This window comes from Rhodococcus sp. MTM3W5.2 (genome assembly GCF_001984015.1).
Taxonomy (GTDB): Bacteria; Actinomycetota; Actinomycetes; order Mycobacteriales; family Mycobacteriaceae; genus Rhodococcus_G; species Rhodococcus_G oryzae.
This window is the reverse complement of sequence record NZ_CP019572.1, coordinates 2,811,835-2,837,597: the sequence shown is the minus strand read 5'-3', so window position 1 is coordinate 2,837,597 and position 25,763 is coordinate 2,811,835. Positions and strand designations below refer to the sequence as shown.

Genomic DNA, 25,763 nt, shown 5'->3' with positions numbered 1-25,763 from the left:
GGTCGGCGCATGGCTCGCACCCCCTTCAACCCAGCAGATCTAACCGCGGAGGCGCTCGCGTTCCTCACCGATCGGCACCTGGCCACCCTCTCGACACTGCGCCTGGACGGCACCCCGCACGTGGTGGCGGTCGGGTTCACCTGGGATCCGGAGAAGTGCCTCGCCCGGGTGATCACGAACGGCGGATCGCAGAAGGCGATCAACGCCGAGCGCCGCGGGTACGCAGCCGTCACCCAGATCGAGGGCCCCCGGTGGCTGACCCTCGAGGGGCCGGCGACGGTGCGCTCGGACCCCGACGCGGTAGCGGACGCCGTCGCCCGCTACGCCGCCCGGTACCGCCAGCCGCGGGAGAACCCGACCCGGGTCGTCGTCGAGATCGCGGTGCAGCGGGTCATGGGCCTTGCCACCCTGCTGGGCCGCTGAGGATCGACGCATCGCATCGCCGACGACTAGTGTGATCTAGGTCATACATTGCTCGTCGGGGGACTCGGCCGTGTGCCCCGCCGCGACCGGTCCGGCAATGACACTCGGATCCAGGGAGCAGCAATGAGCGCTCTACGCACCACTCGGATGATCCTCACCCTGGCCGCCCCCGCGGCCGCCGCGGTCCTGGTGGCCGGGCCTGCCACCGCCCTGCCGCCCCACCCGTTCGGTCTGCCCGCGCTGACCATCGGGTGTCCCAACCAGGCCAGCCCGATGTCGCTGACGGCCGCGACCGGCCAGTCGGGGCCCGAACCGGGGATCGCGCCAGGGGAGATCAGGTTCCAGTCCTTCCCCGCGGCGCCGCCGATTCCCGCGGCGGGACAGGTGACCGTCGCGTGGCTGAACACCACCACCGGCCGGAACGGCGTCGTGAACCTCGAGGGCGCGTACCCGTACCAGTCCAAGACCGTGTTCACCGGGCATGGCGAGGTGATCGCCACCGCGTTCGCCTCGATCTCCCTTGGCCCCGCGGTGATCTGTCAGAACAATCCGACGGTCGGGACTTTCATCGTGTAGCCGAGGTCATTCGCTGGCCTCGACGAAGACGGCCGCGTCCTCCCTGCCGAACTGGTCCTCGAGAGCCTCGGGCGAGTAGTCGACATCGATCTCCTCGATCGGGCGGCCGCGGGCCGACTCGATGGCGACGAGCCTGCGCTGCGCCCGGTCGGCCGCATAGTCGATGAACTCCTGCTCGTCGAGCCCGAACGGCTGGACCTCGAACTGCTTGTTGACCCAGTCGATCATGCCGAGCGCGAGAGGCATCAGCTCAGTCATCCGCTGCTGAACCACGCCCCAGTTCGAGTCGTCTGCCGCGACGTGACGGCGGCAGGTGAAGGTGCCCCACGCCATGTGCCTGCGCTCGTCGACACCGATCCGGCGGATCAGCTCCTGCATCCCCGGCAGGATCCCCTCCTTGGTGCACACCTTCTGCCAGGCGAAATAGCCCGTCAAAGCGAGGCTGCCCTCGATCACGTGGTTGTAGGTGACGCTGGCGCGCACCTGGTTGGCCGGACTCGGGTCGGTCTCGAGGACACCCAGAGCACTGGGGAGTTCCTCGTAGAAGAGGGTCCGGTAGTACGGGTTCTCCGCGACAAAGGGATGGAGATCGCCGGTCAGTCCCACCGCGTCCATCCACAGCCGAAAGACGGCGGTGTGCTTGGCCTCCTCGAAGCAGAACTGTGTCAGGTACATCTCGTCGCCGAGCCGCCCCTCCGCGGACATCGCCTTCATGAACGGCTGGATGTCCTCGGTGACGGCTTCCTCACCCGCGATGAACTGGGTGCACAGGTAGGTCGCGCTGCGCTGCTGTTCACTGTTGAGCTCGCGCCAGTCCTGGGCGTCGCGCCGGAAGTCGATGTTCGCCGGATCCCAGAACAGTGAGTTGCCCTTGGCGAAAAGCCGCAGCGGGAAGGAATCCCAGTTCAATCCGCCCGCGCGGATCGATCCGAATCCCTGCCTGGTCGGTGAGGAAACAGTCATGACGGCGCTCCTGTGGTCGCGGTGCGTGTCGCGAATACCCATTCACCATGGTTCCACGCGGCGAGGACCTGTCAAGGAATCGCCAGGGTCGGGCAGTTCCTCGACCAACGTCACGTGGTCGCGGTCTCCGTCAGCTCGCCTTCGCCGGTGCGGGGGCGTAGCTCGTCCAACTTCTCGCGCAGTACGGCCTCGGCGGTGCGCGCCTCGCCGGTGTCGAGGCGGGCCCGCTCGAGGTCGTCCCTGAGGGTGTCGGCCCGTTCACGGGCGGCGGAGGCCGCCGCCCGCTCGTGGTCGACGGACTTCTCGAGCCGTGCGATGGTCGCCGCCGCAGTGTTCGCAGCGAGTTCGGCCGCGGCGCGCATGTCGGCGATGCGTTGCTCGGCCGAGGCGACGACCTGTGCGAGGCGTTGTTCGGCCGCCACGCTCGCCTGCTCGGCGCGCTGCTCGGATGCGGCCGCGCTCAGTTCGGCGGCCGCGGCCCTTCGTTCGGCCGCCTCCGCAAGGGACTGCGCCTCGCGGAACCTGCCGCGCAGATCGTCGAGGTCGGACACGGCGGCAGCCAGGCGCGTGTCGCGATCCGCCTCAACGGCCGCCACCCGCTCGGTCGAGGCTTGCAGTGCCCCCGCATGCGTCTGCTCCAGATTCCGGAGCTCGGCCTGGTGGTCGGCGGACAGTCGTTCGAGTTCGAGCCGGTGATCTGAGACCGCGGCGGAGAGCTCGGCGTCGACCGCGTCGACGGTGGCCTCCGCGTTCGCCCGATCCTCCACCGCTGCCTCGTGCCGTGTCCGCAGCTCGGCCAGGTCCGTCTCGTACTTCGCCTTCGTCTGGGCGAGCTCGACGGTGGCGCGGTGCAGTGCAACGTCGAGCTCGCCCGGGTCGCTGAGCTTGTCCACGGCGGCGGTGATCTGCCGGGCGAACACGTTGAACTGCTCGATCGAATTGGCGGTGACGGTTCGGAGGTCCTCGAGTGTTCGTTCGAGGACCCCGACCACCTCGCTCGGCGTCGCGGTCGCGAGCGCGTCGAGTTCGCCCTGCTGCTCGCGGGCCTTCCTGCGCGAGCGGAAGGCCCGGACACGGTCTGCGTCGCTGGCGTACTGCCGGGGCCGGCCTGGGCGCACCTTCGGCTCCTCGGCGGTATCCGCGCCTTTTGCGTCCTCGGTATTCACGTCTGCTCCCCTGCTCGTTGCCGGTCCGCCCTTATAGTTACGTAACGTAGCATGTTACGTAACAGGGTATGTAATGAAATAATGATTCTTGATCGTCATAATCCCCACTTATCGTGAGTTACTGCCTTAGGGGTATCGGGTAGGAATTGCGCGCCGAACCGTCCGTGAAACGGACTCAGAGAAAGTGGGTTGCCGACGATGTGACGGGACGAGTGAGGACTCACCGGCGGAGTGCCGCGCCGCCGCAGTGATGACGAGAACGGCCCGCGAGTGTCGGCGTCCGGAGCCCGGTCCGGGCGTCCGACAACGCCGGTCCCCTTCCGTCACGTGACAGGTTCGCCGCCTGAATGGTCCCGGCGGCCGGGAGCTGTCGGTTCGGCCACGTATCGTCCTGTGTCGTGGCGGCCGAACTCGAATCCCTCACCGCTGGCGACGCGTCGGCCGGAGCACTCGCGGTCCCGGTCGATGCCGCCGCGGCCATGCATCGCCTGCGCGTGGAGTCCGTCTCCCCCAACACGCGCGCCGCGCAACTGAGTGACTGGAACAGCTTCATCCGCTGGTGCAACCGCGTCGGCCGGGATCCGCTGCCCGCCTCTCCCGACCTCGTCGGCTGGTTCCTGACCGAGAAGTCCTCGGAGGTGCGGCCGGACGGCCGACCCGCCTACGCGTCGTCGACGATGACGCGCTGGGTCGCCTCGATCAACAAGATCCATTCGCTCGCCGGCCATCCCAAGCCGGGGCAGTCCTCCGCCGTGCGCGAGATCCTGCGAGGTATCGCTCGGACAAGGGCCACGCCGCCGGTTCGGCGCGAGCCGCTGCTCACCGCCGACATCCGCAGCATCGTCGAGTCCATGCGTGCCCTGTCGGCGGATGGCTCGTGGGCCGACCGAGCGGCCGAGCGGCGGGACACCGCGCTGCTGCTACTCGGAATGACCGGCGCGATGCGGCGATCGGAACTGTCGGGGCTGGCGGTCGGCGACGTCATCCCGCACAGGGCGGACGGACTGTACGTGACGATCCGCCGGTCGAAGACCGACCAAGCGGCGGCTGGACGCACGGTCACACTGCCCTACGGCTCCGCCGAGATCACCTGCCCGGTGTGCGCATACTGGCGGTGGCGAGAGGTGCTGGACGCGTGGGACCGGGACGGCAAACCCGCGGTCAGCGCGTTGCTCGCAGAGGCCGACACCGAACCCCTCGCGCATCGTTGCCGTGGCGCACTCGGGCGCCGTGAGTCCGAGGTCCGGCCGTTGTTCCGGCCCGTGCACCGTACCGGTGGCGTTGGTGCCAAATCCCTGTCCGGACAGGCGATCGCGTCGATGATCAAGCGCCGCGCCGTCGGCGCCGGGTACGCCGAGGAGTTCGTTGCCCTGCTCGGCGGGCACAGCCTCCGGGCCGGATTCGTGACCCAGGCAGTCCGCAACGACGCGAGCGCCGAACAGATCATGACCCAGAGCGGACACACCGACCAGCGGATGATCGCGATCTACTCCCGCCAGCACGCGGGCCTGCACGGCAACGCCGTCACCGCGCTCGGCCTCTGACCCTGCGGCGTCAGCCCTCGAGCACCGTCAGTCCGTGCGGACGGGAGTTCATCGGCTCGCAGCCGTCCGCCGTGACGACCACGATGTCCTCGATCCGGGCGCCCCATGCTCCGCGGAAGTAGATGCCCGGTTCGATGCTGAAGGCCATGCCCTCGGCGAGCACGATGCGGTTGCCGGCCACGATGTACGGCTCCTCGTGCACCGACAGGCCGATGCCATGGCCGGTGCGGTGCACGAACACGTCCGCGAGGCCCTCCGCGGCCAGCACGTCGCGGGCGGCGGCATCCACGGACTCGGCCGTGACGCCGGGTCGAACGGCGTCGACGGCGGCCCGCTGCGCCCGCTCGAGCACCGCGAACTGGGCGGCCACCTCAGCACTGGGCTCACCGAGGCAGTAGGTGCGGGTCGAATCGGAGTTGTAGCCGGGCTCGACGGGACCGCCGATGTCGACGACGACCACGTCCCCCGCCTGGATCGTCCGATCCGAGACCTCGTGGTGCGGGTCCGCCCCGTGCGGACCGGACCCGACGATGATGAACTCCGCCGCGGTGTGACCCTCCTCGATGATCGCGGCGTCGATGTCCGCAGCCACCTCCGCCTCGGTGCGACCGGGACGCAGCCACTCCGCCATCCGGGCATGCACACGGTCGATTGCCGCACCCGCGCGCCGCAGCGCGTCGATCTCGGCCGGGTCCTTGATCATCCGGAGTTCGCGGAGCACGTCCGTGGCCAGGACCGGCGGTGCGCCGAACGCCGAGGTCAGCGGGATGACGTGCAGCGCGGGCATCGCGTCGGCGACCGCCGTCCGTGCCGGCGAGGGCAACCCAGACGCGACCAAGGCGTACGGGTCGACACCGTCCACCCAGTCCCGCACCGTCAGACCCAGCTCCTCGGTCGCGGAATCGCCGAGCGCCGCCAACTCCAGCCGCGGAACCACCACGGAGGCAGTGGATCCGTCCGCGGGGATGACGAGGCAGGTGAGCCGCTCGAACGAATCCGCCCGCGAACCGAGCAGGTACCGAAGATCCGGGCCAGGGGTGATGAGCAGGGCGTCGAGCCCCGCCGCCGCGGTGAGTTCGGCGGCCCGGCGTAGGCGTTCCGCATAGATCGCGGTCGGGAAGCGCGCGGGCGCCTGCGTTTCTGGGCTGTCGGATGAGGTGCTCGCGGAACCGCCGTGGGAACTCATGCCACTCAGGTTAGTTCGGTTTGGCAGGATGAGGGCCATGACTGGCCCCCTGCTCCTGCTCGATGGCGCGAGCCTGTGGTTTCGCGCGTACTACGCGCTGCCCGAATCGTTCACCTCCCGCGACGGGCGACCGGTCAACGCGGTCCGCGGGTTCACCGACATGGTCGCCTCGCTCATCACCAGGCATCAGCCCGAGCGGCTGGCGGTGTGCCTGGATCTGGACTGGCGCCCGCAGTTCCGAGTCGACGCCGTGCCCTCGTACAAGACCCATCGCGTCGCGGCCCTGACCGAGGTGGGCCCCGACGTCGAGGAGGTGCCGGACACGCTGACACCGCAGGTCGACATGATCCTCGACGTGCTGGCCGCGGCCGGTATCGCCACCGCCGGTGCCGAGGGGTTCGAGGCTGACGACGTGCTTGGCACCCTTGCCGCCCGCGAACGCGCCGACACGGTCGTCGTGGTGAGCGGCGATCGGGATCTGCTGCAGGTCGTCGCCGACGAGCCGGTGCCGGTGCGGGTGCTGTACGTCGGGCGCGGACTGTCGAAGGCCGAACTCTTCGGTCCCGTCGAGGTGGCCGAGAAGTACGGTGTGCCCGCGGATCGACCGGGCATCGGCTACGCGGAGTTGGCCCTGCTGCGCGGCGACCCCTCCGACGGGTTGCCGGGTGTCAAGGGAGTCGGTGAGAAGACCGCCTCGTCGCTGCTGCTCGAGTACGGGTCGGTCGAGGCGCTTCGCGCGGCGGTCGACGATCCGAAGTCCGGTCTGGCCAAGGGGATCCGGGCCAAGCTCACGGCGGCCTCCGACTATCTCGACGCCGCGCTGCCGGTGGTGCGGGTGGCCACCGACGCGGCGGTCGAGATGTCGCGGCCGGACCCGTTGCCCGTCGCCCCTGTGGACCAGGAGCGGCTCGCGGCGCTCGCGGACGAACTGTCGATCGGTGCGTCGGTCGGCCGGCTGACCAAGGCGATGGCTGCGCCGCGGAACGGGTACGGCGGCTAGGTCGGTTGTGGCTCAGGTCAGGAAGGCCACGAGGGCTTCGGCGAGCGTCCGACGGGCGACATCGAGGTCTGAGGTGAAGCCGAGTTGGCGTTCGTTGCTGAGGCCCCGCACCGCCGCGGGCAGCAGGCACCGCACCTGGTCCAGCTTGACCGGGTCGAGGTCGAGGCCGTCCATCAGGTAGTCGAAGCCCTGGATCCAGTCGTGCTCGCGGGCGGCGAATGCCGCTGCCGTTCTCGGGTATTCGGCGACGATGTCCGAGCGTCGCGGCGGCAGCCATGTCCGCAGCGCGGTGAGCGCCCGTCCCTCAGGCGTGTCGAGGTAGATCCACACGGAGTCGATGGCGCCCTCGACCCGCTCGCGCAGCGAACCGCTCATGGCGGGCCACGGACCCGGGATCTCGCCCCAACTGCGGGCGTGGATCTCGGTGATCACCGCGACCCACAGACCGTCGAGGTCGCCGAATTGGTGCTGCACCGTGCCCCAGGTCACGCCCGCCTCCTTGGCGACGCGGTTCGCCGAGACCGGTTCGCTGCCACCCTCGGCCAGGCAGCCGATGGCCACCTCGAGCAGCCGTGCCCTGGTCTCGAGGCCGCGCTTGTTCAGTCGCGTTCCGGCGGCCGATGTCGTGACCGGTGTCGGGACGGCCACCAGCCACTGTTCCAGCGCCCTGGCTGCCTGCGGGGACTCGCTCGTCATGACCGGCAGGTCCGGGGCACCTGCGCCGCGCCAACAGGAGTCGACCTTGTTGACATCTCCGTCCGTCCTACGTGTGGGGTGTGCGCGAGACCGGGGACGACGCCCTCGGTCTCGCGCACAGTTTACCGGCGGCGCATCAGGAGAACCTTCCCGGATTCGCCGCGACGGCACGGCGCAGCGTCGGTCGATCGGCGCGGTAGGCCGCCACGACCGGCGCGAGCTCCTGCGGGGTCGCCCCGTGCATGATGACCGAGTGCACGCCCAGGTCGTACTGCCGGGCGATGGTCTTCGCGCAGGCCTCGGGCGAACCCGAGGCGGCCGAGTCCAGCCATTCGTCGGGCATCATCGCGGCGAGCTGCTCCAGCGTCTCGACCGATGCGCTGGCGTCGATGGGTCCCGCTGCGGCAGCGTTGGTATAGAGCTCGGTCTGGCGGATCCGCTCCCACACGGCGGGGTCCCAGCCGTTTGCGCGGATCAGCACGTCCGCGTAGGCCTGCAGGTAGGTCACCAGCCGCCCGGCCCTGCGGCGCAGGCGGTCCTCCTCCGGCAGGTTGTCGCCCACCGTCGCCAGACAGGCCCAGATACGGACGCTGTCGGGGTCCTTGCCCGCGCGCTCGGCGCCGCGACGCACGGCTTCGACGGACGTCACCGTCGCCTCGTCGGAGAAGAACGTGTGGAGCACGACGAAGTCGCCGATCTCACCCGCGAGCTCCATCGTCTTCGGACCCACCGCCACCAGGCCGAGGGGCGGCGCGTCCGCCAGCCCGTTCGCGTGCCGCAGCATCGGCCATTTCCCTGCAGGCCCGTCGTGGTCCAGGATTGTCTCGCCGTCCCACAGTCGACGCAGGATGCCGAAGTAGTCGCGCAGCCGGGCCTCGGTGACCACGGGAAGCCCGACGGCCTGCCAGTAGGCGGCCATGCCTCGACCGAAAGCCATGGAGAAGCGCCCCTCGGTCAGCGCGTGCATCGTCGATCCCATGGTTGCGGTGACGGTGGGGTGTCGGGTGTGAGGGTTGGTCGACGGGCCGATACCCAGGGTCGTCGTACAACCCGCCAGCGCGCCGGAGAGGACTCCGGCGTCCTTCACAGTGAAGCGCTCGCCGACATGGCAGGAGCCCAGACCCAGTTCCTCCGCCGCGCGGGCCTCCGAGAAGATCACCCGTGCGTCTGCCGGGTGCCGGGTCACCGCGTAGTAGCCGAGTTCGTTCAGTTGCTCGCTCACGGGGCCACCTCGTCCAGACTGTCGAGGAGACTCTCGAACAGAGATCGGTGATGCATCAGCGACTCGATGTCCTCGGGGCGCTCGATCTCCCCGAAGTGGATGGACCGCGCCCCGGTACGCATGAACAGGATGCCCCAGTTGACCGCGCTGTGGACGTGGTACCAGAGCAGGTCGCCGATCTCCACGCCGGCCAGTTCGGCGTACTCGGCCACGACGTCCTCCTCGCGCATGAAGTCCGGCATGCCCGGGAGGCCGAAGGTGGTCGTCATCGACTCGAAGACCCGGTGCGCGAAGATCAGCCAGGACAGGTCCAGCTCGCGGGGCCGATGCTCGCCATCTCCCAGTCGAGGACTCCTACCGGCTCGAAGTCGGCGTACATCACGTTGCCGAGGCGGGCGTCGCCCCAGACCAGTACGGACTCGGTGGTGTCCGGCAGGGTGGACTCGAGCCATGCCAGGGCGCGCTCGATCAGCGGGGAGCGCTCGAGGTCGCGGACCGCGAACTCGTACCAGGCGCGTGTGCGGGCGAGGTTGCGCTGCAACGCGGTTGCGCCTGCCTGCTTCGGGTCGAGGAAGGCAAAGGCCTCGTCCGCCGCCGGGATCGCGTGCAATCCCGCGAGCGCCTTGACGGTGCTGTCCTGCAGGCGCCGCCGGTCCGCAGGCGACGCGTCGAAAAGCCAGTTGCCGCCGAAGTTGTACGGCATCACGTCGGGTGGGACGACTCCGGCGAGACGGTCCATGAGGAAGAACGGCATCCCCAGCACCTCACCCGACGGCTCCATGAAACCCACGCGGGGTACCGGGACGTCGCTGAGCTCGCCGATGATCCGCATCGTGTCGAACTGGTGCTGCAATGCGTAGGTCTCGAGGACCGGGAAGTCCTCGGCCGACGGCACAACGCGGGCCACATATTCTGCGGTGCGCTCCTCGCCGTCCTCCCGCCACGACGCGTCGAAAACAAGGGTCTCGGAGGACATCCCGTTGGCGTCGATCCCGGAATGAAGGGTGACGGTGGGCTCCGCGCCCTCGGGGAGCTTGGTGGCGAGCCACCTGGCCAGGGCGGCAGGCACGACGGCCATGTCGCGGCTCGTGCGCTGCAACTTCATGTCAGGTGGCTGAGCGTTCGTCACTTTTCCTCCAGATGTCATGCGCGACCACGACGGCGCCAACCGTCGGCCACTGGAAAGTAATTCTCAATGAACCTTCTCAAAGAATTGACTGCGCCGCACCCGAATCCGTCAACACGCCGCTGATCGGCGTCGACTCGGGCGGCAGAAGCGAGACACCCTGGCGGAAAACGAAACCGACCGTCCACCCGATGCCCTGGTCGGGCGGACGGGTGGACGGTCGGTGGACGGTCGTCTGGGGAGGTCTACTTGCTGGTCGGCCGGCTGACCTCGTAGGTGCCGGAGTCGTCGGTGAAGGTCACGGTCACCTGCTGGGGCTCGCCGTCGACGGTCAGCTCGCAGGTGAAACTCTCATCCTTCTCTACCTTCTGGTCGGCGGGGCAGGTCACGTTGTCGACGTCCTTGATGCCGTAGGAGCCCGTGAGCACCTGCTCGACGCCCCGCTCCGCCGCCGCCCGGTCCAGCGTGTCACCGCCGACGAACGCCATCCCGGCGATCACGGCGATCACGGCGATGGCGCCGAGCACCACCACGGCGACGACGCCGAGGGCGATCCACAGCGGGGCCTTCGAGGAACCGGCTCCCGGCTGCCCTGCGACCGGTGCGCCCCACTGCGGCTGTCCGGGCTGGTATCCACCCTGCGGATACTGACCGGGCTGGCCCGGGTACTGCTGTTGCTGCTGCTGCGCGTTGTACGCCTGGAACTGCGGTTGTGCGCCGGTCTGCGGCTGTCCGGGCTGCTGTGCGCCCCATGCCTGCTGGCTCCACTGCTGCTGGTCGGTCGCGGGCTGCGCCGGGTACTGCTGCTGGCCCGGGTACTGCTGCGGCTGGTATTGCGGCTGACCGGGATACGGCTGCTGTGGTGCTGAGTACGCGGGGTATTGCGGTTGTGCGCCGGTCTGCGATTGTCCGGGCTGCTGTGCGCCCCATGCCTGCTGGCTCCACTGCTGCTGGTCGGTCGCGGGCTGCGCTGGGTACTGCTGCTGGCCCGGGTACTGCTGCGGCTGGTACTGCTGTCCCGGGTATTGCTGCGGCGCCTGCGGGTGCTCGACGCCCGGATACGGCTGCTGCCCAGACGGATACGCCTGGGTCGGTTCCGCACCGGCCTGTTGCGGCCACTGGAACTGCTGTGTCTGGTCGCCGCCGTGCTGTGGCGTGTGCTCGCCCCCGGCTGTGACGGTTCGCCGCCTGCCTCCTGCGGGTTGGCTCCGGGCGCCTCGGTTTCGGCGGGCGACTGCTCACCGACACCGGGCTGGTCCTCGCTTGATGCCCCGCGCTCGTCTGGCTGGCTGGGTCCGACCGGGCCACTCATCGTTGCCTCCCCTGAAGGTTGTGTTGAGGTACACCGTAGTCCCCCGCGGCTCATCACCCCGAGGTCAAACGGCGTGGCGGTCCGCGAAGCCGTCGAACGCGATCACCGTCGACGCGCTCAGGCCGCGTCGATGGCCACCACGCCCCGCCGGATGGCGTGCACCGCCTTGGTCGCGGCGGCGCGCACCTCCCGGTCCGGCGCGGTCGACTGCACTTGGTCGAGGAGATCGATCACCTGCCTGCACCACCGGACGAAATCGCCTGCCGACAGGGCCTGTCCGCGATCGCCCGCGGCGAGGAGCGCGTCCACCAACGGCTCCCCTCGTGCCCACTTGTAGATCGCCGAGACGAAGCCGAAGTCCGGTTCCCTGGTGAGCGGCAGCTTGTGCCGAACCTCGTCCGCGCGAATCTCGCTCCACACCTGCAACGTCCGGGTGAGCGCGTGCCGTGACGGTCCGGTCGGTCCGCGGTCACCGGTGTCGCCGTCCATCCGCGACTCGTAGACCATCGTCGACACCACCCCCGCCAGCTCGGCCGGTCCGAGTCCCTTCCACAGGCCGCCCCGCAAGCATTCCGCGACGAGCAGGTCGCTCTCGGAGTAGATCCGGCTCAGCCGCTGCCCGTTCTCGGTGATCCCGTGTCCCTCCTGCTCGATGTACTCGCGTTCGGCGAGCAGCGCGACGATGCGGTCGAAGGTCCTGGCCAACGAGTTCGTCGTCGCCGCGACCTTCTGCCGCAGCGTCTCCGTCTCGCGGGCCAGCGAGTTGTACCGCTCCCCGATCCGGCTGAGCTGCTCTCGATCCGGCGCGGTGTGGCACGGGTGCGAACGCAGCGCTCGCCGGAGCGTCGCCAGCTCGCGGTCACTTGCCGCGGGTGACTTCCGCTTGCTGTACCGGCCCGGCGGCACGATCCCGGTACTCCGCAACGCCGAGGCGAGATCCCGTCGGCTGCGCGCGGTTCGGTGGTCGACGTGCCGGGGCAACCGCATGCTGCCCAGCGACTTGGCGGGTGCCGGGAAGTCGGCCGCGGAGATCCGCCCCGCCCACTTGTCCTCGGTGAGCACCAGCGGACGCGGGTCGTTCGGGTCGGAATCGGTCTCGAGCACAACCGCAAGGCCGGATCGCCGTCCCACCGGGATGGCGATGACGTCGCCCCGCCGGAGTGCCGTCAGGGAGCTCACCGCGTCCTGCCTGCGATCCGTGCGGCCCTGCTTCTCCAGCTGCCGTTCGCGTGCGCGCACTCGCTCCCGCAGCTGGGCGTACTCGAAGAACTCGCCGTCGGCGCCGCCGAGCTGATCACTGAGCTCCGCCAGGACGACCCTGTTGCGTTCGATCGTGCGGACGATCCCGACCACCGACCGATCCGCCTGGAACTGTGCGAAGGACCGCTCCAACAGCGAGCGTGACTCGGCCGCCCCCATCCGGTCGATGAGGTTGATCGACATGTTGTACGCAGGCCGGAACGAACTCCGCAGCGGGAAGGTGCGGGTGGAGGCCAGGCCTGCCACCTCGGTTGTCTCGATCCCGGGCTGCCAGAGCACGACGGCATGGCCCTCGATGTCGATTCCGCGCCTGCCCGCCCGGCCGGTGAGTTGGGTGTACTCGCCGGGGGTGAGCTCGGCATGGGTCTCGCCGTTGTACTTGACCAGACGCTCGAGCACGACCGTCCTGGCCGGCATGTTGATGCCGAGCGCCAGCGTCTCCGTCGCGAACACGGCCCGGACCAACCCGTTGACGAACAGTTCCTCGACGGTGTGGCGGAACGCGGGCAGCATCCCGGCATGGTGTGCCGCGATGCCCCGTTCGAGGGCCTCCCGCCATTCCCAGTAGCCCAGCACCTCGAGGTCGGCGCGCGGCAACTCCCCTGTGTGCTTGTCGATGATCGCGGTGATCGCCTCGACCTGCTCCTCGGTGGTCAGCCGCAGCCGCGACCGCAGGCACTGGGCGACCGCCGCGTCGCAGCCCGCCCGGCTGAAGATGAAGGTGATCGCGGGCAGCAGGCCCTCCTCGTCGAGACGCGCGATCACCTCGGGACGGGCCAGCGGCCGGAAGTTGCCGTTCGAGCCGCCCCTGTCCCCGCGTCCGCGCCCGCGCGGCTGCCACGAGTCGGCCCGGTCCAGCGCCTGGCGTTGCTTGAGGTGCCGCACCAGCTCGCGGTCGACGATCAGCTGGGCGCCGCTGTCCGCCTTCTGCGCAGCGTTGTCGAACAGGTCGAAGAGCCGCCGTCCCACCATGATGTGCTGCCACAGCGGCACCGGCCGGACCTCGTCGACGATGATCTCGGTGTCCCCGCGCACGGTCTCCATCCAGGCGCCGAACTCCTCCGCGTTGCTGACGGTCGCGGAGAGGCTCACGAGACGGACCTCCTCGGGCAGGTGCAGGATGACCTCCTCCCACACGGCGCCGCGGAACCGGTCCGCCAGGTAGTGCACCTCGTCCATCACCACGTGCGAGAGCCCGCGCAGCACCGGCGAGTCCGCGTACAGCATGTTGCGCAGCACCTCGGTGGTCATCACGACCACCGGCGCCTCCGGGTTGATGCTCAGGTCACCGGTGAGCAGGCCGACGGAGGACTTGCCGTACCGGTCGACAAGGTCGGCGTACTTCTGGTTGCTCAGGGCCTTGATGGGGGTGGTGTAGAAGCACTTTCGGCCCGAGGTGAGGGCGAGGTGCACCGCGAACTCGCCGATCACCGTCTTGCCGGCGCCGGTCGGCGCGCACACCAGCACTCCGTGCCCCGCTTCCAGCGCCCGGCACGCCTCTTTCTGGAAGGGATCGAGCGGAAAGCTCAGCTGCGCCGCGAAGGTCTCGAGTTCCACACAGCCAGGTTAGCCAACGACACGGCCGGCCCGGCCAACGACGAACGGGCTGCCCTCGCGACCGCCGTTCGGCGATCGGTTCGAGGGCAGCCCGTTCGTCGGGTCTGGTCGTGTCAGAGCGTGTCGGACAGGTCCTTGAGCGGTGTCGCACCGGAGATCGTCGACGCGTCGTCGAGCGGCGTCGCACCGGAGATGGACGAGGCCTCGTCGTCGTCGAGAGCGCCCCAGCCCTCCTCCTGCTTGCGGGCCTTGCGCTTGTCGTTCAGTCGCGCGATCTGGATGGAGAACTCGACGAGCACGGTCAGCGCGGCCGCCAGCGCGAGCATCGAGAACGGGTCCTGACCGGGCGTCGCGATCGCGGCGAACACGAACAGTCCCATGATGATGCCGCGCCGCCAGGCCTTGAGCTTGTCGTAGGTGAGCACGCCGACGGCGTTGAGCGCCACGATCAGCAGCGGGATCTCGAAGCTGACACCGAAGATGATGATCAGATTGATCACGAAGCCGAAGTACTCGGACCCGCTGAGCGCGGTCACCTGGACGTCGCCGCCGATGGTGAGCAGGAAGTGCAACGCCTTCGAGACCACCACGTAGGCGAGGACCGCGCCCGAGACGAACAGCGCGGCGCCACCCGCGACGAAACCGATCGCGTAGCGGCGTTCCTTGGAGTAGAGCCCGGGCGTGATGAACGCCCAGAGCTGGTACAGCCAGACCGGGCAGGCGAGCACGATGCCCGCTGTGAACGCCACCTTGAACCGGAGCATGAACTGTTCGAACGGGCCGGTGGCCAGCAGTCGGCAGGCGCCGTCGCTGGTGAGCTCGGCGCGGTTCGCCTGGGGCAACGAACAGTACGGCCCCAGCATCAGGTCGCCGAGGCTCTGGATGCCGAAGATCTCGTGCGAGTACCAGTAGAAGCCGAACGCGGTGGTGATCAGCACGGCGAGAATCGACAGGAGCAACCTGGTCCGCAGCTCGTACAGGTGATCGGTCAGCGACATGCTGCCGTCTGGATTGACCCTGCGTTTGCTCCGCCGCGGGTCGAATGGGATGCGCACAGTGGGCCCTGGTTCTGGTCAGCAGTCGGCCCGGGGCGCGAGACGCAGCCCCGGGACCGTCGGAATCGGGACTAGGAAGTCCGGGGCTCGGTGTGAGTGACCGCGGACTGCGTCGGATCGGCGACCGGTGCCACGGAGGGCAGCTCGGCGGGCGGGGCGGCGGGTGCCGGCGCGGCGGTGGTGGCACCGTCGTTCTGCATCTCCTTGACCTCGCTCTTGAAGATCCGCAGCGAGCGACCCAGGCCGCGCGCGGCGTCGGGAAGCTTCTTCGAACCGAACAGGATGACGACGACAAGCGCCACAATGGCCCAGTGCCAGGGGCTCATGGCTCCCATTTTTACCTCCAGGTATCAGATGATTCGATGCTACCGGACCAGAACGGCCAGGCCCCCGCGGAGAGTGCGGGTCAGTCAGCGGTCGAGGCCTCACCATAGGCGGCAAGGGCTGCCTCTGCACGGTTTCGCACGGACGCCGCCAGATCGTCGGGGCCGAGCACGCGCACCCCAGGACCGAACCCCACCATCAGCCGGGTCATCCAGTCCTGCGAGCCGTATCGCATCGACGCCTCGATCGAGCCGTCCGGCGCCACGATGACGTCTGTCATCGGGTAGTAGTCCATGACCCAAGCGTGCTCCGGCGCGATCAGCAGCCGGGCCTGCGGCAACGTCGGGTCGTCGTGGAACAGGTCCATCGAATGGCCGTCCTCGAGTGCCGCCTCGGGCGCGGCGGCGGGCTCGTCGAGCTCGGTTGCCGCGTCGATCCGGTCGAACCGGAACAGCCGGACTCCCCCGGCCTGCCTGCACCAGGCCTGCAGGTAGCTCTGGTTGTCGACGAGGACGATGCGCACCGGGTCCACGACCCGTTGCGACACCGCGTCCCGCGACGCGGAGAAGTAGGTCAGCTCCAGTGCCATGCCCCTGCGCACGGCGGAGCGCACGGTCGCGGCGACCGGGTCCTCCGCCTGTTCGCGCTGATCCGCCACGCCGGTGACAGACCCGCCCGCGGCGACACCCGCCGCCGATTCGATCTTGGCGATCGCACCCTGCACGGCCGAGGGGTCAGCGGTGCCTGGCATCTCCACCAGCGAGCGGAGGGCCACCAGGAGTGCGGTCGCCTCCGTCGAGGTCAGCCGCAGCGGCCGGTCGATGCCTGCTGAGAAGGTCACCTCGATGCTCTCTTCGGAGAACGAGAGGTCGATGAGGTCGCCGGGTCCGTACCCGGGCAGCCCGCACATCCACAGCTGGTTCAGGTCGTCCATCAGCTGGGCGGTGCTGACTCCCAGTTCGGTGGCCGCCTCCGCGGCGCTCATCCCGGGGTTGGCGATGAAATACGGGACCATGTTGAGCAGCCGGGCGAGCCGGGAGGAGAGCTTCTGGCTCATCGGCCTGCCCGCCCCTCGCTACCGGATGTCGACAGCGCCGATCGGAGCTTGTCCAGGACGTCCTCCTTCAGTTCCGCGGGCTCGAACACCAGCGCGTCCTCCCCATAGCCTGCGATCAGCCTGGCCACCCAGTCCCAGGACCGCACCGGGACCTCGAGCATCGTGCCCTGTCGTCCCCGGACGGTCCGGTCCGAGGCCGCGCGTCCGAGCCGCCGCAGTTCCTGAGCGCGACCGTCGGCGACCCACACGGTGGCGATGCCGGTGACCCCGCCCGATCCGACGATCCGGTCCACGATCTGGCGCAGGTCGACGCCATCCGGTTTGTGCACCGAGTTCACCGGCCCGAACGCGGTGACGTCGTCGCCGATCCGGGACAGCCGGAACGTGCGGGTGGCGTCCCGGTCGGTGTCGTGCCCGACGAGGTACCAGCGGCCGGCGTGGGTCACCACGCCCCACGGCTGCACGGTCCGGGTGCGCAGCGGCTCGTTGCGGGCCGATCTGTGCTCGAAGCGGACGCTCTGTCCGGCGTCGACCGCGGCCAGCAGCTTCTCGAGCGCGGGCTCGGAACCCCTCGACCGGGCGGGCAGGGCGGTGATGATCGCCGACGCGGAATCCTGGTCGACCACCACACCGGCCGCGCGCAGCTTCAGCAGCGCGCCCTGGGCGGCGGAGCTCAGTTCCGGCGACTCCCACAGCTGCACGGCGATCGCGACGGCCGCGGCCTCCTCGCTGCTCAGATCGATGTCCGGCAGCTCGTAGGCGTCCCGGTTGATCCGGTATCCCTCAACCGTGCCGAAGCGGGAGGCCTGGCCGGTCTCGAGCGGAACGCCGAGATCGCGCAGTTCGTTCTTGTCCCGCTCGAACATCCGGCTGAAGGCCTCGTAGCTGGCCGATTCGTCGTAGCCCGCCACGCTGTGCCGGATCTTCTCGGCGGTCAGGAACTGCCGGGTTGAGAGCAGACAGATGACCAGGTTCATCAACCGCTCGACTTTGGTGATCGCCACGGCTCAGCAGCCTAGTGCCAGAACGGTGACCGCCCGGCACTCACATCGATGCGATGAGGCGTTCGACGCGCTCATCGACCGACCGGAACGGGTCCTTGCACAGCACCGTCCGCTGCGCCTGGTCGTTGAGCTTGAGGTGCACCCAGTCCACGGTGAAGTCCCGGCCGGCATCCTGGGCGGCCGAGATGAACTCACCGCGCAGCTTGGCCCTTGTCGTCTGCGGCGGCGTGTTGACCGCCTCGTCGATCTGCTCGTCCTCGGTGACACGCTTGGCCAGCCCCTTGCGCTGCAGCAGGTCGAAGACGCCGCGTCCGCGCTTGATGTCGTGGTACGCCAGGTCGAGCTGGGCGATCTTCGGGTCGGACAGTTCGAGGTTGTGCTTGTCCTGGTAGCGCTGGAACAGCTTGCGCTTGATCACCCAGTCGATCTCGGTGTCCACCTTCGCGAAGTCCTGGGACTCGACGGCATCGAGGGTGCGGCCCCACAGCTCGACCACCTGGTCGACCTGCGGGTCGTGCGCCCTGGTCTTGAGATGCTCGACCGCGCGGGCGTAGTACTCCCGCTGGATGTCGAGCGCGCTTGCCTGACGGCCCCCGGCCAGCCGGACGGGGCGCTTGCCGGTCATGTCGTGGCTGACCTCGCGGATCGCCCGGATCGGATTGTCGAGCGCGAAGTCGCGGAACGAGACCCCCGCCTCGATCATCTCCAGCACCAGCGCCGCCGTGCCCACCTTGAGCATGGTGGTGGTCTCCGACATGTTCGAGTCGCCGACGATCACGTGCAGGCGCCGGTACTTCTCCGCGTCAGCGTGCGGCTCGTCGCGGGTGTTGATGATCGGCCGGGAGCGGGTGGTGGCCGACGAGACGCCCTCCCAGATGTGTTCCGCCCGCTGCGAGAGGCAGAACGTCGCCGCCTTGGGCGTCTGCAGAACCTTGCCCGCGCCGCAGATCAGCTGACGGGTGACCAGGAACGGCAGCAGCACGTCGGAGATCCGCGAGAACTCGCCTGCCCGCACCACGAGGAAGTTCTCGTGGCAGCCGTACGAGTTGCCCGCCGAGTCGGTGTTGTTCTTGAACAGGTAGATGTCCCCGCCGATGCCCTCCTCGGCGAGCCGCTCCTCCGCGTCGATCAGCAGATCCTCGAGCACCCGCTCGCCCGCCCGGTCGTGGGTGACCAGCTGGGCCAGGCTGTCGCACTCGGCGGTGGCGTACTCGGGGTGCGATCCCACGTCGAGATAGAGGCGCGCGCCGTTGCGGAGGAAGACGTTGGAGCTGCGGCCCCAGGACACCACGCGACGGAACAGGTAGCGGGCCACCTCGTCGGGGCTCAGCCTCCTGTGGCCGTGAAAGGTGCACGTAACACCGAACTCGGTCTCAATGCCCATGATTCGTCGCTCCACACTTTGACAGTACAGCGCCGGGAGCCCCCTGGACCGGCTCACCGCATACATACCTCCGCGGCGTTTCGCGGCGTCTACTCTGAACGGATGACCACGTCGGAGCGGGTCCTGCCAACGGCGCCGCTCGCGTCTGACCGCGGCCTCAGGGCGCTCAGTCGAGCGGCCGATCACGGCGTGCTGTGGTTCGGGATCAGCGCCGGATTGTTCGCGATCGGCGGCAGGCCAAGGCGTGCGGCGGTGCGCGGTCTCCTCTCGCTCGGCGGCGCGAGCGCGCTCACGAACGCCGTGCTCAAACCGGTACTCCCCCGCAGGCGCCCGCCCGTGGGGTGGGTGGCGGCGCACCGTCAGGCGCGGCGGGTCCCGACCTCATCGTCTTTCCCGTCCGGCCATTCGGCGTCCGCCGCCGCCTACGTGACCGGCGTTGCACTCGAATCGCCGGCCACCGCCGCGCTGCTCGCACCGGTGGCCGCCGCGGTTGCCTACTCACGGGTCCACATCGGCGTGCACTGGCCGTCCGATGTGGTCGTGGGTGCCGCCGTCGGCGGGGGCATCGCCCTCGCGACCCGTCGCTGGTGGGCCGTGCGGACCGAGGAACCGGCCACCCTTGGGCCGACGTCGGATGCGCCCGAGGCACCGAACGGCGCCGGCTTGCTCGTCCTCGTCAACCCCGGATCGGGGACGGCCGACGATGATCCGGCCGCAGCGCTGTCCGAGCTACTGCCGGAGGCGACGCTCATCGAGTCGGATCCGGACACCGATCTCGAAGCCCAGCTCGACGACGCGATCGCGCGGGTGCGGCCGCGGGCGCTCGGCGTGTGCGGCGGCGACGGCACCGTGGTAGCAGCGGCGGCGGCCGCGATACGCAACGATCTCGCGTTTGCGGTGTTCCCAGGAGGCACCCTCAACCACTTCGCCAGGGACACCGGGGTCGAGGACATCGAGGCCACCAGGGAGGCCGTTGCAGAAGGCCGGGCGACACGGCTGGACGTCGCGGAGGTCAGTGCGGACGGGCAGGACCCGATGATCTTCGTCAACACCGCGAGCCTCGGTGGCTACCCGGATGCGGTCCGGTTGCGTGAACGCTGGGAGCACCGGGTGGGCAAGTGGCCTGCGGCCGCCGCGGCGATGGTCCGGGTCCTCGCGCAGGCTCAGCCCCTCGAGGTGTCCGTGGACGGCCGCCGGATCGCGGTGTGGATGCTCTTCGTCGGCAACGGCCGCTACTCGCCTGCCGATCAGGTCCCGATGTCGCGGCCGGAGCTGCACAACGGTCTCCTCGACGTCCGTTGCCTCCGGGCCGACCGGCGCTGGTCACGGACTCGGCTGCTGTGGGCCGCCGCGACCGGCACCCTCGGTGGCTCGGCCGGGTACGAGCGCACCATGGTCGCCGACCTGGAGGTGCAGGTGCACGGTGAGGCCGTTTCGCTCGCCACCGACGGCGAGGTGGTCGGGAGGGGCAACCGATTCCGGTTCACCAGTAGGCCGCTGGCGTTGCGGCTCTACCGGTGATCTACCTGTAACCGGGTCAGGCCTTGTCGGGCCCGTTCTCGGCGGAACCGGTGTCCTCGCCGCTCTCGGGAGTGGCCTCGGATTCCTTCGCCGCATCCTGCCCACCGACCATGTTGGCGGGCAGGAACCCGGCCAGCGCCGCTCCGGTGATGCGCTTGAACGCCCGGCGCGGGCGGGTCTGGTCGAGGACCGCGACCTCGAGCGCCTCGACGCCGATGGCGCGGGGTTCGACCTCGCCGTTCCCCGGTAACGCCGTACCGACCCGCAGCGCGTTCACCGCGACCTCGACCGCGGGACCGAGCTCGAGGTCCGGCTCATAGGACGCCTTGAGGGCGGTGGTGATCGGTTCGGTCGCGCCACCCATCACCACGAAATGCTGCTCGTCGACGATCGATCCGTCATAGGTGATCCGGTAGAGCTGCGCGTGCTTCGCCTGCTCGACGCGGCCCACTTCGGCGACGCAGATCTCCACCTCGTACGGCTTGGGCTGCTCGGTGAAGATGGTGCCGAGCGTCTGCGCATAGGCGTTGGCCAGCGAGCGGCCGGTGACGTCGCGGCGATCGTACGAGTAGCCGCGCATGTCGGCGTGCACGATGCCTGCCCGTCGCAGGTTCTCGAACTCGTTGTACTTGCCGACGGCGGCGAACCCGAGCCGGTCGTACAGCTCGCTCACCTTGTGCAGCGCGGTCGACGGGTTCTCCGCGACGAACAGCACGCCCTGTGCGTAGGTCAGCACGATGACGCTGCGGCCCCTGGCGATTCCCTTGCGAGCCAGCTCCGAGCGATCCCGCATGATCTGCTCGGCGGACGCGTAATACGGCAACGTCATGCGTTCTCCCCCGCTTCCTCGGTGCGCTCGGCGATGACCGCCTTTGCGAGTGCGGACGTCCGTTCCTGGGGAACGGTGACGGCGCCCGCCGAGGTGATCACGACGGCGGTCGGATAGATGCCCCGGCTGACGTCGGGCCCGCCGGTGGCCGAGTCGTCGTCCGCGGCGTCGTAGAGGGATTCGATGGCGGCCCGCAGGGCGTGCTCCTCGTCCGCCTTCGGATCGAACAACTTCTTGAGGGCGGACTTCGCGAACAGAGATCCGGAACCGACCGCGTGGTACCCGGCCCGCTCCTCGTAGCGTCCGCCCACCACGTCGTAGGACACGATCCGGCCGGCCTTCTCGGGCGTGGCCGAGTCCAGGTCGAAGCCGATGAGCAGCGGCACCACGGCGAGTCCCTGCATCGCCGCGGGGAGGTTGCCGCGCACCATCGACGAGAGCCGGTTGGCCTTACCGTCGAACGTGAGCGGAACGCCCTCGATCTTCTCGTAGTGCTCGAGTTCGACGGCGAAGAGCCGCACCAACTCGATCGCCACGCCCGCGGTGCCCGCGATCCCGGCCGCCGAGTAATCGTCGGTGACGTACACCTTCTCCACGTCCCGGCTGGCGATCAGGTTCCCCATGGTCGCCCTTCGATCACCGGCGATCAGCACGCCACCAGCAAAGGTCAACGCGACGATCGTGGTGCCGTGCGGAGCGAAGTCCGCCGCGTCCATCGAGTCACCCCTTCCGGCGCGCTGACGACCGAGGTCGATCCGGTTCTCCGGCAACAGTTCCGGCGCATGCTTGCGGAGGTGATCGGAGAACGACGACAGCTGCGAACCGAAGTGCAGCCGCTCGCCCCCCGCCACGGACCGCTGGTGATCCGCCGTCACTGGCCGCCCTTTTGCACGTACGCGCGCACGAAGTCCTCGGCGTTCTCCTCGAGAACGTCGTCGATCTCGTCGAGGAGGTCGTCGGTGTCCTCGGCGAGCTTCTCCCGACGTTCCTGTCCCGCGGCACCGTCGCCGATAGGGGCATCGTCGTCGTCGCCACCGCCACTGCGCTTGGTCTGCTCCTGCGCCATAGCCGCCGACCTCCTCTTAGCTCTTGCACAATTACCGGCACAACCAGTGTGCGCTCGTGCACGGACCCCTACCCTACCGAGTGCGACGCACCCTGAGGTGGTGGAACAGCGTGTCGCGTGCGCGCGTCTCAGCTGGTGAGCTGATCGACCAGGTCAGCGGCGGAATCCACCGACTCGAGCAGTTTGCCGACGTGCGCCTTGCTGCCGCGCAACGGCTCGAGGGTGGGAATGCGAACGAGTGAGTCGCCGCCCAGGTCGAAGATGACGGAGTCCCAACTGGCCGCGGCGATGTCGGCCCCGAACCTGCGTAGGCACTCGCCGCGGAAGTACGCCCTCGTGTCCGTTGGCGGATTGCTGATCGCGTCCAGCACCTGCTGCTCGGTGACGAGCCGTTCCATCGAGCCACGCGCGACCAGGCGGTTGTACAGCCCCTTGTCGAGGCGCACGTCCGAGTACTGCAGGTCCAGCATGTGCAGCTTGGGTGCGGACCAGGACAGGCCCTCCCGCTGTCGGAAGCCCTCGAACAGCCGGAGCTTCGCGACCCAGTCCAACAGATGCGCGCACTCCATCGGGTCCCGCTCGAGCATGTCGAGGACGGTGGCCCACTTGTCGAGCAGGTCCGCCACCCGCGGATCGTCGTTGCCCTGGCGTTCGGCGAACGCCGCGCACCTCTCGTGGTAGATCCGCTGCAGCGCAAGACCTGTCAGCTCACGCCCGTCCGCCAGCGCGACGGTCTGTCGCAGCGTCGGATCGTGACTGATCAGGTGCACGGCAGTGACGGGGCGCGCGAGCTGCAGGTCGGACAGGTCCACCCCCGCCTCGATAAGGTCGAGGACAAGGGCGGTGGTGCCGACCTTGAGGTAGGTGGACCACTCCGCGAGGTTCGCGTCGCCGATGATCACGTGCAGTCGCCGGTACTTGTCGGCGTCGGCGTGCGGCTCGTCGCGGGTGTTGATGATGCCGCGCTTGAGCGTGGTCTCGAGACCGACCTCGACCTCTATGTAGTCCGCGCGCTGGGACAGCTGGAACCCGGACTCGTCGCCGGACTGGCCGACGCCGACCCGCCCGGATCCGCAGATCACCTGCCGGGAGGCGAAGAACGGCGTCAGCCCGGCGATGATCGCCGAGAACGGGGTCTCCCTGGAGCAGAGGTAGTTCTCGTGGGTCCCGTAGGACGCGCCCTTGCCGTCGACGTTGTTCTTGTACAGCTGGAGCCGCGGGGCACCTGGAACGCTGGACGCGTGCCGTGCGGCGGCCTCCATGACCCGCTCCCCCGCCTTGTCCCAGATGACGGCGTCCAGCGGATCGGTGCACTCGGGTGCCGAGTACTCGGGGTGCGCGTGATCGACGTACAGCCGGGCGCCGTTGGTGAGGATCATGTTCGCCGCGCCGACCTCGTCGGCATCGATCACCGGCGCCGGCCCGCTGAAGCGGCCCAGATCGAATCCGCGGGCGTCGCGCAGCGGCGATTCCACCTCGTAGTCCCAGCGGGTGCGCTTGGCGCGCGGCACACCGGCGGCCGCCGCGTAGGCCAGTACCGCCTGGGTCGAGGTCAGGATGGGGTTCGCGGTCGGTTCCGTCGGGAGGAAATCCCGTACTCGACCTCGATACCGATGATGCGCTGCATGCCCACGAGCCTAGATCGTCGGCGCGCTCAACCTTTCGACCGTTCCCCTCTCGCTACGCCGTGCCGCACCGCGCATGACCCGGCAGGCGCCCCACCCCTTCCCTTCTGGGCCCGTCCTAGAAGGTGCGTGGACCGACTTTGTCGCCTTCGGCTTAAACGCCGATAAGCTGCGTTATGACATTATCCCTGGAAAGAAGACCTGAGAATCAGGCTTGAAAAGCTCGAAATCATCCTTCGGATCATCCCTTTGGCGGATCCCCTCACCGCAGATTCCCGGCACCTTGACTCCATGACCGAGCCCACTCCCCGCTACCCCAGCCTCGACGTACTGCGTGGCATCGCGATCCTCGGAACGCTGGCGACCAACATCTGGATCTTCACCAACCCGGAGGGACTGGTCGGCTACCTGAACGGCACCGCGGCCGCTGCAGGCGGCTGGGAGTGGGTCGAGAAGGTGCTCCAGCAGCTCGCGCAGGGCAAGTTCCTCGGGCTGCTCACGCTGATGTTCGGGATCGGGCTCGCCATCCAGCAGCACTCCGCCCTCCGCGCGGGCAGGCCCTGGCCCGGGAAGTACCCGTGGCGGGCGGCACTGCTGTTCGTGGACGGCGTCGTGCACTACCTGCTCGTCGTCGAGTTCGACGTGCTGATGGGGTACGCCGTCACCGGCGTGGTGGTCGCGTTCGTGCTGGCGAGCAGCGAACGCGCGCAGCGCCGTTGGATGATCTGGGCCGCGGTGATCCATCTGGTGCTGCTCACCCTCGGCACCCTCGCGTTCGCTGCGCCGCCGCCGCGCCCCGATCCCCCACCGCTCGACCCGAACCCGTACGCGGACGGGTCGTGGTGGGACCTCGTGCTCTTCCGGATCGACAACCTGGTGGCGTTCCGGATCGAGCCGGTGTTCATCTTCGCGCTGTCGATCGCGTTGTTCCTGCTCGGCGCCAGGCTGTTTCGGGCGGGGGTATTGGCACCCGCCGGGTCCGGAATCCGTCGCCGCCTGATGATCCTCGGGCTCGGGATCGCGTTGCCCATCGACCTCGCGGCGGGGATCCTCGGCGGCGACGCCGGCCTGCTGGTTGCCCGGTACGGGACCGCGCCGATCGTCTCGCTGGGATTGCTCGCGCTGGTCGCCGAGTTCTATTGCCGCCGCCCTCGCGTCGGCACGGTCGGGGTCAGGCTCGCCGATGTCGGGCGGATGGCGCTGAGCTCCTACGTCCTCCAGAACCTGCTCGCGTCGGCACTCTGCTACGGCTGGGGCCTCGGCCTCGCGGCCCGCCTCTCCCCCGACGCCCGGGTACCCGCGACCGTCGCGATCTACCTCGGCGTCGGCGCGGCGGTGATCGCCGCCGCGCACCTGTGGCTCCGCCGGTTCGAACGTGGCCCTGTCGAATGGCTGTGGCACCGAAGCTATCTCCGGCTGGCCGGCGAGGTCCGCGTCAGGCGATCCGGCCTCGAAGCAGCGCCGGTGTCAGCGGTCGATCCGGCATTGCAGGTAGGTGTCGGCGCCGACTCGGCGGAGGACAAGGCGGACTCCGTGGGGCGCCCAGTTCGCTGACGGATCGGTGACCAGACGGGGATCGGTCAGGGAGACCAGCCGACCGCGGGTCGTGATGTCGACATGCCCGGCCGCCAGCACGTTCCGCACCCAGTCGCTGTCCGGGCCGTAGGTCAGTGCGAACCGGTATCCGTCGCCGCGCCGGAACACATTGACCGGGGTCCTGTACAGGCGGCCGGACCGCCGTCCGCGGTGCAGCACGATGGCCCAGCCGGGCAACCAGCCGGCGACGAGCCTGCTGACGCGATTGGTGACCACCTTGTTGAACTCGGCGAGCCTGCGCGGAAGGGGCACGTGGTCAGCCTATCGCCGC

23 protein-coding genes and 2 pseudogenes are annotated in these 25,763 nt (G+C 69.1%); 7 read left to right on the top strand and 18 right to left on the bottom strand.

The window, feature by feature from the left end; all coding sequences use genetic code 11:
- The first annotated feature begins 9 nt into the window (after positions 1 to 9).
- On the top strand, positions 10 to 423 hold the full coding sequence (locus BTZ20_RS13095) for a PPOX class F420-dependent oxidoreductase (protein WP_077043680.1): 414 nt from the start codon (positions 10 to 12) through the stop codon (positions 421 to 423).
- Between the two features lie 123 nt (positions 424 to 546).
- On the top strand, positions 547 to 999 hold the full coding sequence (locus tag BTZ20_RS13090; RefSeq protein ID WP_077041667.1) for a hypothetical protein: 453 nt from the start codon (positions 547 to 549) through the stop codon (positions 997 to 999).
- Positions 1,000 to 1,005: 6 nt separating this feature from the next.
- Here BTZ20_RS13090 and BTZ20_RS13085 read toward each other — a convergent pair whose 3' ends face one another.
- The gene (locus tag BTZ20_RS13085) at positions 1,006 to 1,962 is read right to left on the bottom strand and encodes a R2-like ligand-binding oxidase (protein WP_077043679.1); all 957 of its coding nucleotides are present in this window, start codon (positions 1,960 to 1,962) and stop codon (positions 1,006 to 1,008) included.
- A gap of 110 nt (positions 1,963 to 2,072) precedes the next feature.
- Positions 2,073 to 3,128 (bottom strand): hypothetical protein, encoded by a 1,056-nt coding sequence (locus tag BTZ20_RS13080; protein WP_077041666.1) that lies wholly within the window; start codon positions 3,126 to 3,128, stop codon positions 2,073 to 2,075.
- A gap of 398 nt (positions 3,129 to 3,526) precedes the next feature.
- Here BTZ20_RS13080 and BTZ20_RS13075 point away from each other — a divergent pair, with 398 nt between their 5' ends.
- A complete protein-coding gene (locus BTZ20_RS13075; protein ID WP_223263327.1) occupies positions 3,527 to 4,672 on the top strand; it encodes a tyrosine-type recombinase/integrase in 1,146 nt (381 codons plus the stop codon).
- 10 nt (positions 4,673 to 4,682) lie between these two features.
- Here BTZ20_RS13075 and BTZ20_RS13070 read toward each other — a convergent pair whose 3' ends face one another.
- The gene (locus BTZ20_RS13070) at positions 4,683 to 5,858 is read right to left on the bottom strand and encodes a M24 family metallopeptidase (RefSeq protein ID WP_077041665.1); all 1,176 of its coding nucleotides are present in this window, start codon (positions 5,856 to 5,858) and stop codon (positions 4,683 to 4,685) included.
- Positions 5,859 to 5,895: 37 nt separating this feature from the next.
- Here BTZ20_RS13070 and BTZ20_RS13065 point away from each other — a divergent pair, with 37 nt between their 5' ends.
- Complete coding sequence (locus tag BTZ20_RS13065; RefSeq protein ID WP_077041664.1) at positions 5,896 to 6,858, top strand: 5'-3' exonuclease; 963 nt, start codon at positions 5,896 to 5,898, stop codon at positions 6,856 to 6,858.
- Between the two features lie 12 nt (positions 6,859 to 6,870).
- On the opposite strand, the gene BTZ20_RS13060 is transcribed toward BTZ20_RS13065, so the two are convergent.
- From BTZ20_RS13060 to BTZ20_RS28090, 4 genes and pseudogenes are all read right to left on the bottom strand, one after another.
- Positions 6,871 to 7,554, bottom strand: coding sequence for a TetR/AcrR family transcriptional regulator (locus BTZ20_RS13060; RefSeq protein ID WP_083742659.1), 684 nt, complete (start codon positions 7,552 to 7,554; stop codon positions 6,871 to 6,873).
- A 136-nt stretch (positions 7,555 to 7,690) separates the two neighbouring features.
- The gene (locus BTZ20_RS13055; RefSeq protein WP_077041663.1) at positions 7,691 to 8,776 is read right to left on the bottom strand and encodes a TIGR03857 family LLM class F420-dependent oxidoreductase; all 1,086 of its coding nucleotides are present in this window, start codon (positions 8,774 to 8,776) and stop codon (positions 7,691 to 7,693) included.
- Positions 8,773 to 9,923 (bottom strand): annotated as a pseudogene (locus BTZ20_RS13050) (phosphotransferase family protein). Before BTZ20_RS13050 ends, BTZ20_RS13055 begins: the two are co-directional and overlap by 4 nt.
- 224 nt (positions 9,924 to 10,147) lie before the next feature.
- Positions 10,148 to 10,435 carry a DUF4333 domain-containing protein gene (locus tag BTZ20_RS28090; protein ID WP_223263747.1) on the bottom strand — a complete coding sequence of 96 codons (288 nt, stop codon included), beginning with the start codon at positions 10,433 to 10,435 and terminating at the stop codon, positions 10,148 to 10,150.
- A gap of 177 nt (positions 10,436 to 10,612) precedes the next feature.
- Here BTZ20_RS28090 and BTZ20_RS28085 point away from each other — a divergent pair, with 177 nt between their 5' ends.
- Positions 10,613 to 10,771 carry a hypothetical protein gene (locus BTZ20_RS28085; RefSeq protein WP_223263746.1) on the top strand — a complete coding sequence of 53 codons (159 nt, stop codon included), beginning with the start codon at positions 10,613 to 10,615 and terminating at the stop codon, positions 10,769 to 10,771.
- Between the two features lie 560 nt (positions 10,772 to 11,331).
- Here the strand turns inward: BTZ20_RS28085 and BTZ20_RS13040 are convergent.
- From BTZ20_RS13040 to pafA, 6 genes are all read right to left on the bottom strand, one after another.
- Positions 11,332 to 14,031 (bottom strand): DEAD/DEAH box helicase, encoded by a 2,700-nt coding sequence (locus BTZ20_RS13040; protein WP_077041662.1) that lies wholly within the window; start codon positions 14,029 to 14,031, stop codon positions 11,332 to 11,334.
- 113 nt (positions 14,032 to 14,144) lie between these two features.
- A complete protein-coding gene (gene tatC / locus BTZ20_RS13035) occupies positions 14,145 to 15,086 on the bottom strand; it encodes a twin-arginine translocase subunit TatC (protein ID WP_077041661.1) in 942 nt (313 codons plus the stop codon).
- Positions 15,087 to 15,157: 71 nt separating this feature from the next.
- Positions 15,158 to 15,421: a Sec-independent protein translocase subunit TatA gene (tatA, locus tag BTZ20_RS13030; protein WP_077041660.1), complete on the bottom strand. Its 264-nt coding sequence runs from the start codon at positions 15,419 to 15,421 to the stop codon at positions 15,158 to 15,160.
- 71 nt (positions 15,422 to 15,492) lie between these two features.
- Complete coding sequence (locus tag BTZ20_RS13025; protein WP_077041659.1) at positions 15,493 to 16,467, bottom strand: helix-turn-helix transcriptional regulator; 975 nt, start codon at positions 16,465 to 16,467, stop codon at positions 15,493 to 15,495.
- The gene (locus BTZ20_RS13020; RefSeq protein WP_189636650.1) at positions 16,464 to 17,471 is read right to left on the bottom strand and encodes a helix-turn-helix transcriptional regulator; all 1,008 of its coding nucleotides are present in this window, start codon (positions 17,469 to 17,471) and stop codon (positions 16,464 to 16,466) included. The genes BTZ20_RS13025 and BTZ20_RS13020 overlap by 4 nt, the downstream gene beginning before the upstream one ends.
- 40 nt (positions 17,472 to 17,511) lie before the next feature.
- Positions 17,512 to 18,870, bottom strand: coding sequence for a Pup--protein ligase (gene pafA / locus BTZ20_RS13015; RefSeq protein ID WP_189636649.1), 1,359 nt, complete (start codon positions 18,868 to 18,870; stop codon positions 17,512 to 17,514).
- An 87-nt stretch (positions 18,871 to 18,957) separates the two neighbouring features.
- Between pafA and BTZ20_RS13010 the strand changes: the two genes are divergently transcribed.
- Entirely contained in the window at positions 18,958 to 20,376 is a 1,419-nt protein-coding gene (locus BTZ20_RS13010; RefSeq protein ID WP_077041657.1) for a bifunctional phosphatase PAP2/diacylglycerol kinase family protein, read from the top strand.
- 16 nt (positions 20,377 to 20,392) lie between these two features.
- Here BTZ20_RS13010 and prcA read toward each other — a convergent pair whose 3' ends face one another.
- The 4 genes and pseudogenes from prcA to dop form a co-directional block, all read right to left on the bottom strand.
- A complete protein-coding gene (gene prcA, locus BTZ20_RS13005) occupies positions 20,393 to 21,205 on the bottom strand; it encodes a proteasome subunit alpha (RefSeq protein WP_077041656.1) in 813 nt (270 codons plus the stop codon).
- A complete protein-coding gene (gene prcB, locus BTZ20_RS13000; RefSeq protein WP_077041655.1) occupies positions 21,202 to 22,080 on the bottom strand; it encodes a proteasome subunit beta in 879 nt (292 codons plus the stop codon). Before prcB ends, prcA begins: the two co-directional genes overlap by 4 nt.
- Entirely contained in the window at positions 22,077 to 22,271 is a 195-nt protein-coding gene (locus BTZ20_RS12995; RefSeq protein WP_077041654.1) for a ubiquitin-like protein Pup, read from the bottom strand. The genes prcB and BTZ20_RS12995 overlap by 4 nt, the downstream gene beginning before the upstream one ends.
- A 128-nt stretch (positions 22,272 to 22,399) precedes the next feature.
- Positions 22,400 to 23,898 (bottom strand): annotated as a pseudogene (gene dop / locus BTZ20_RS12990) (depupylase/deamidase Dop).
- Positions 23,899 to 24,187: 289 nt separating this feature from the next.
- On the opposite strand from dop, the gene BTZ20_RS12985 reads away from it, so the two are divergent.
- The gene (locus tag BTZ20_RS12985) at positions 24,188 to 25,450 is read left to right on the top strand and encodes a DUF418 domain-containing protein (RefSeq protein WP_083742658.1); all 1,263 of its coding nucleotides are present in this window, start codon (positions 24,188 to 24,190) and stop codon (positions 25,448 to 25,450) included.
- Here BTZ20_RS12985 and BTZ20_RS12980 read toward each other — a convergent pair.
- Positions 25,364 to 25,744, bottom strand: coding sequence for a nitroreductase family deazaflavin-dependent oxidoreductase (locus BTZ20_RS12980; protein ID WP_077041653.1), 381 nt, complete (start codon positions 25,742 to 25,744; stop codon positions 25,364 to 25,366). The two genes, BTZ20_RS12985 and BTZ20_RS12980, sit on opposite strands and share 87 nt — an antisense overlap.
- Positions 25,745 to 25,763 lie beyond the last annotated feature (19 nt).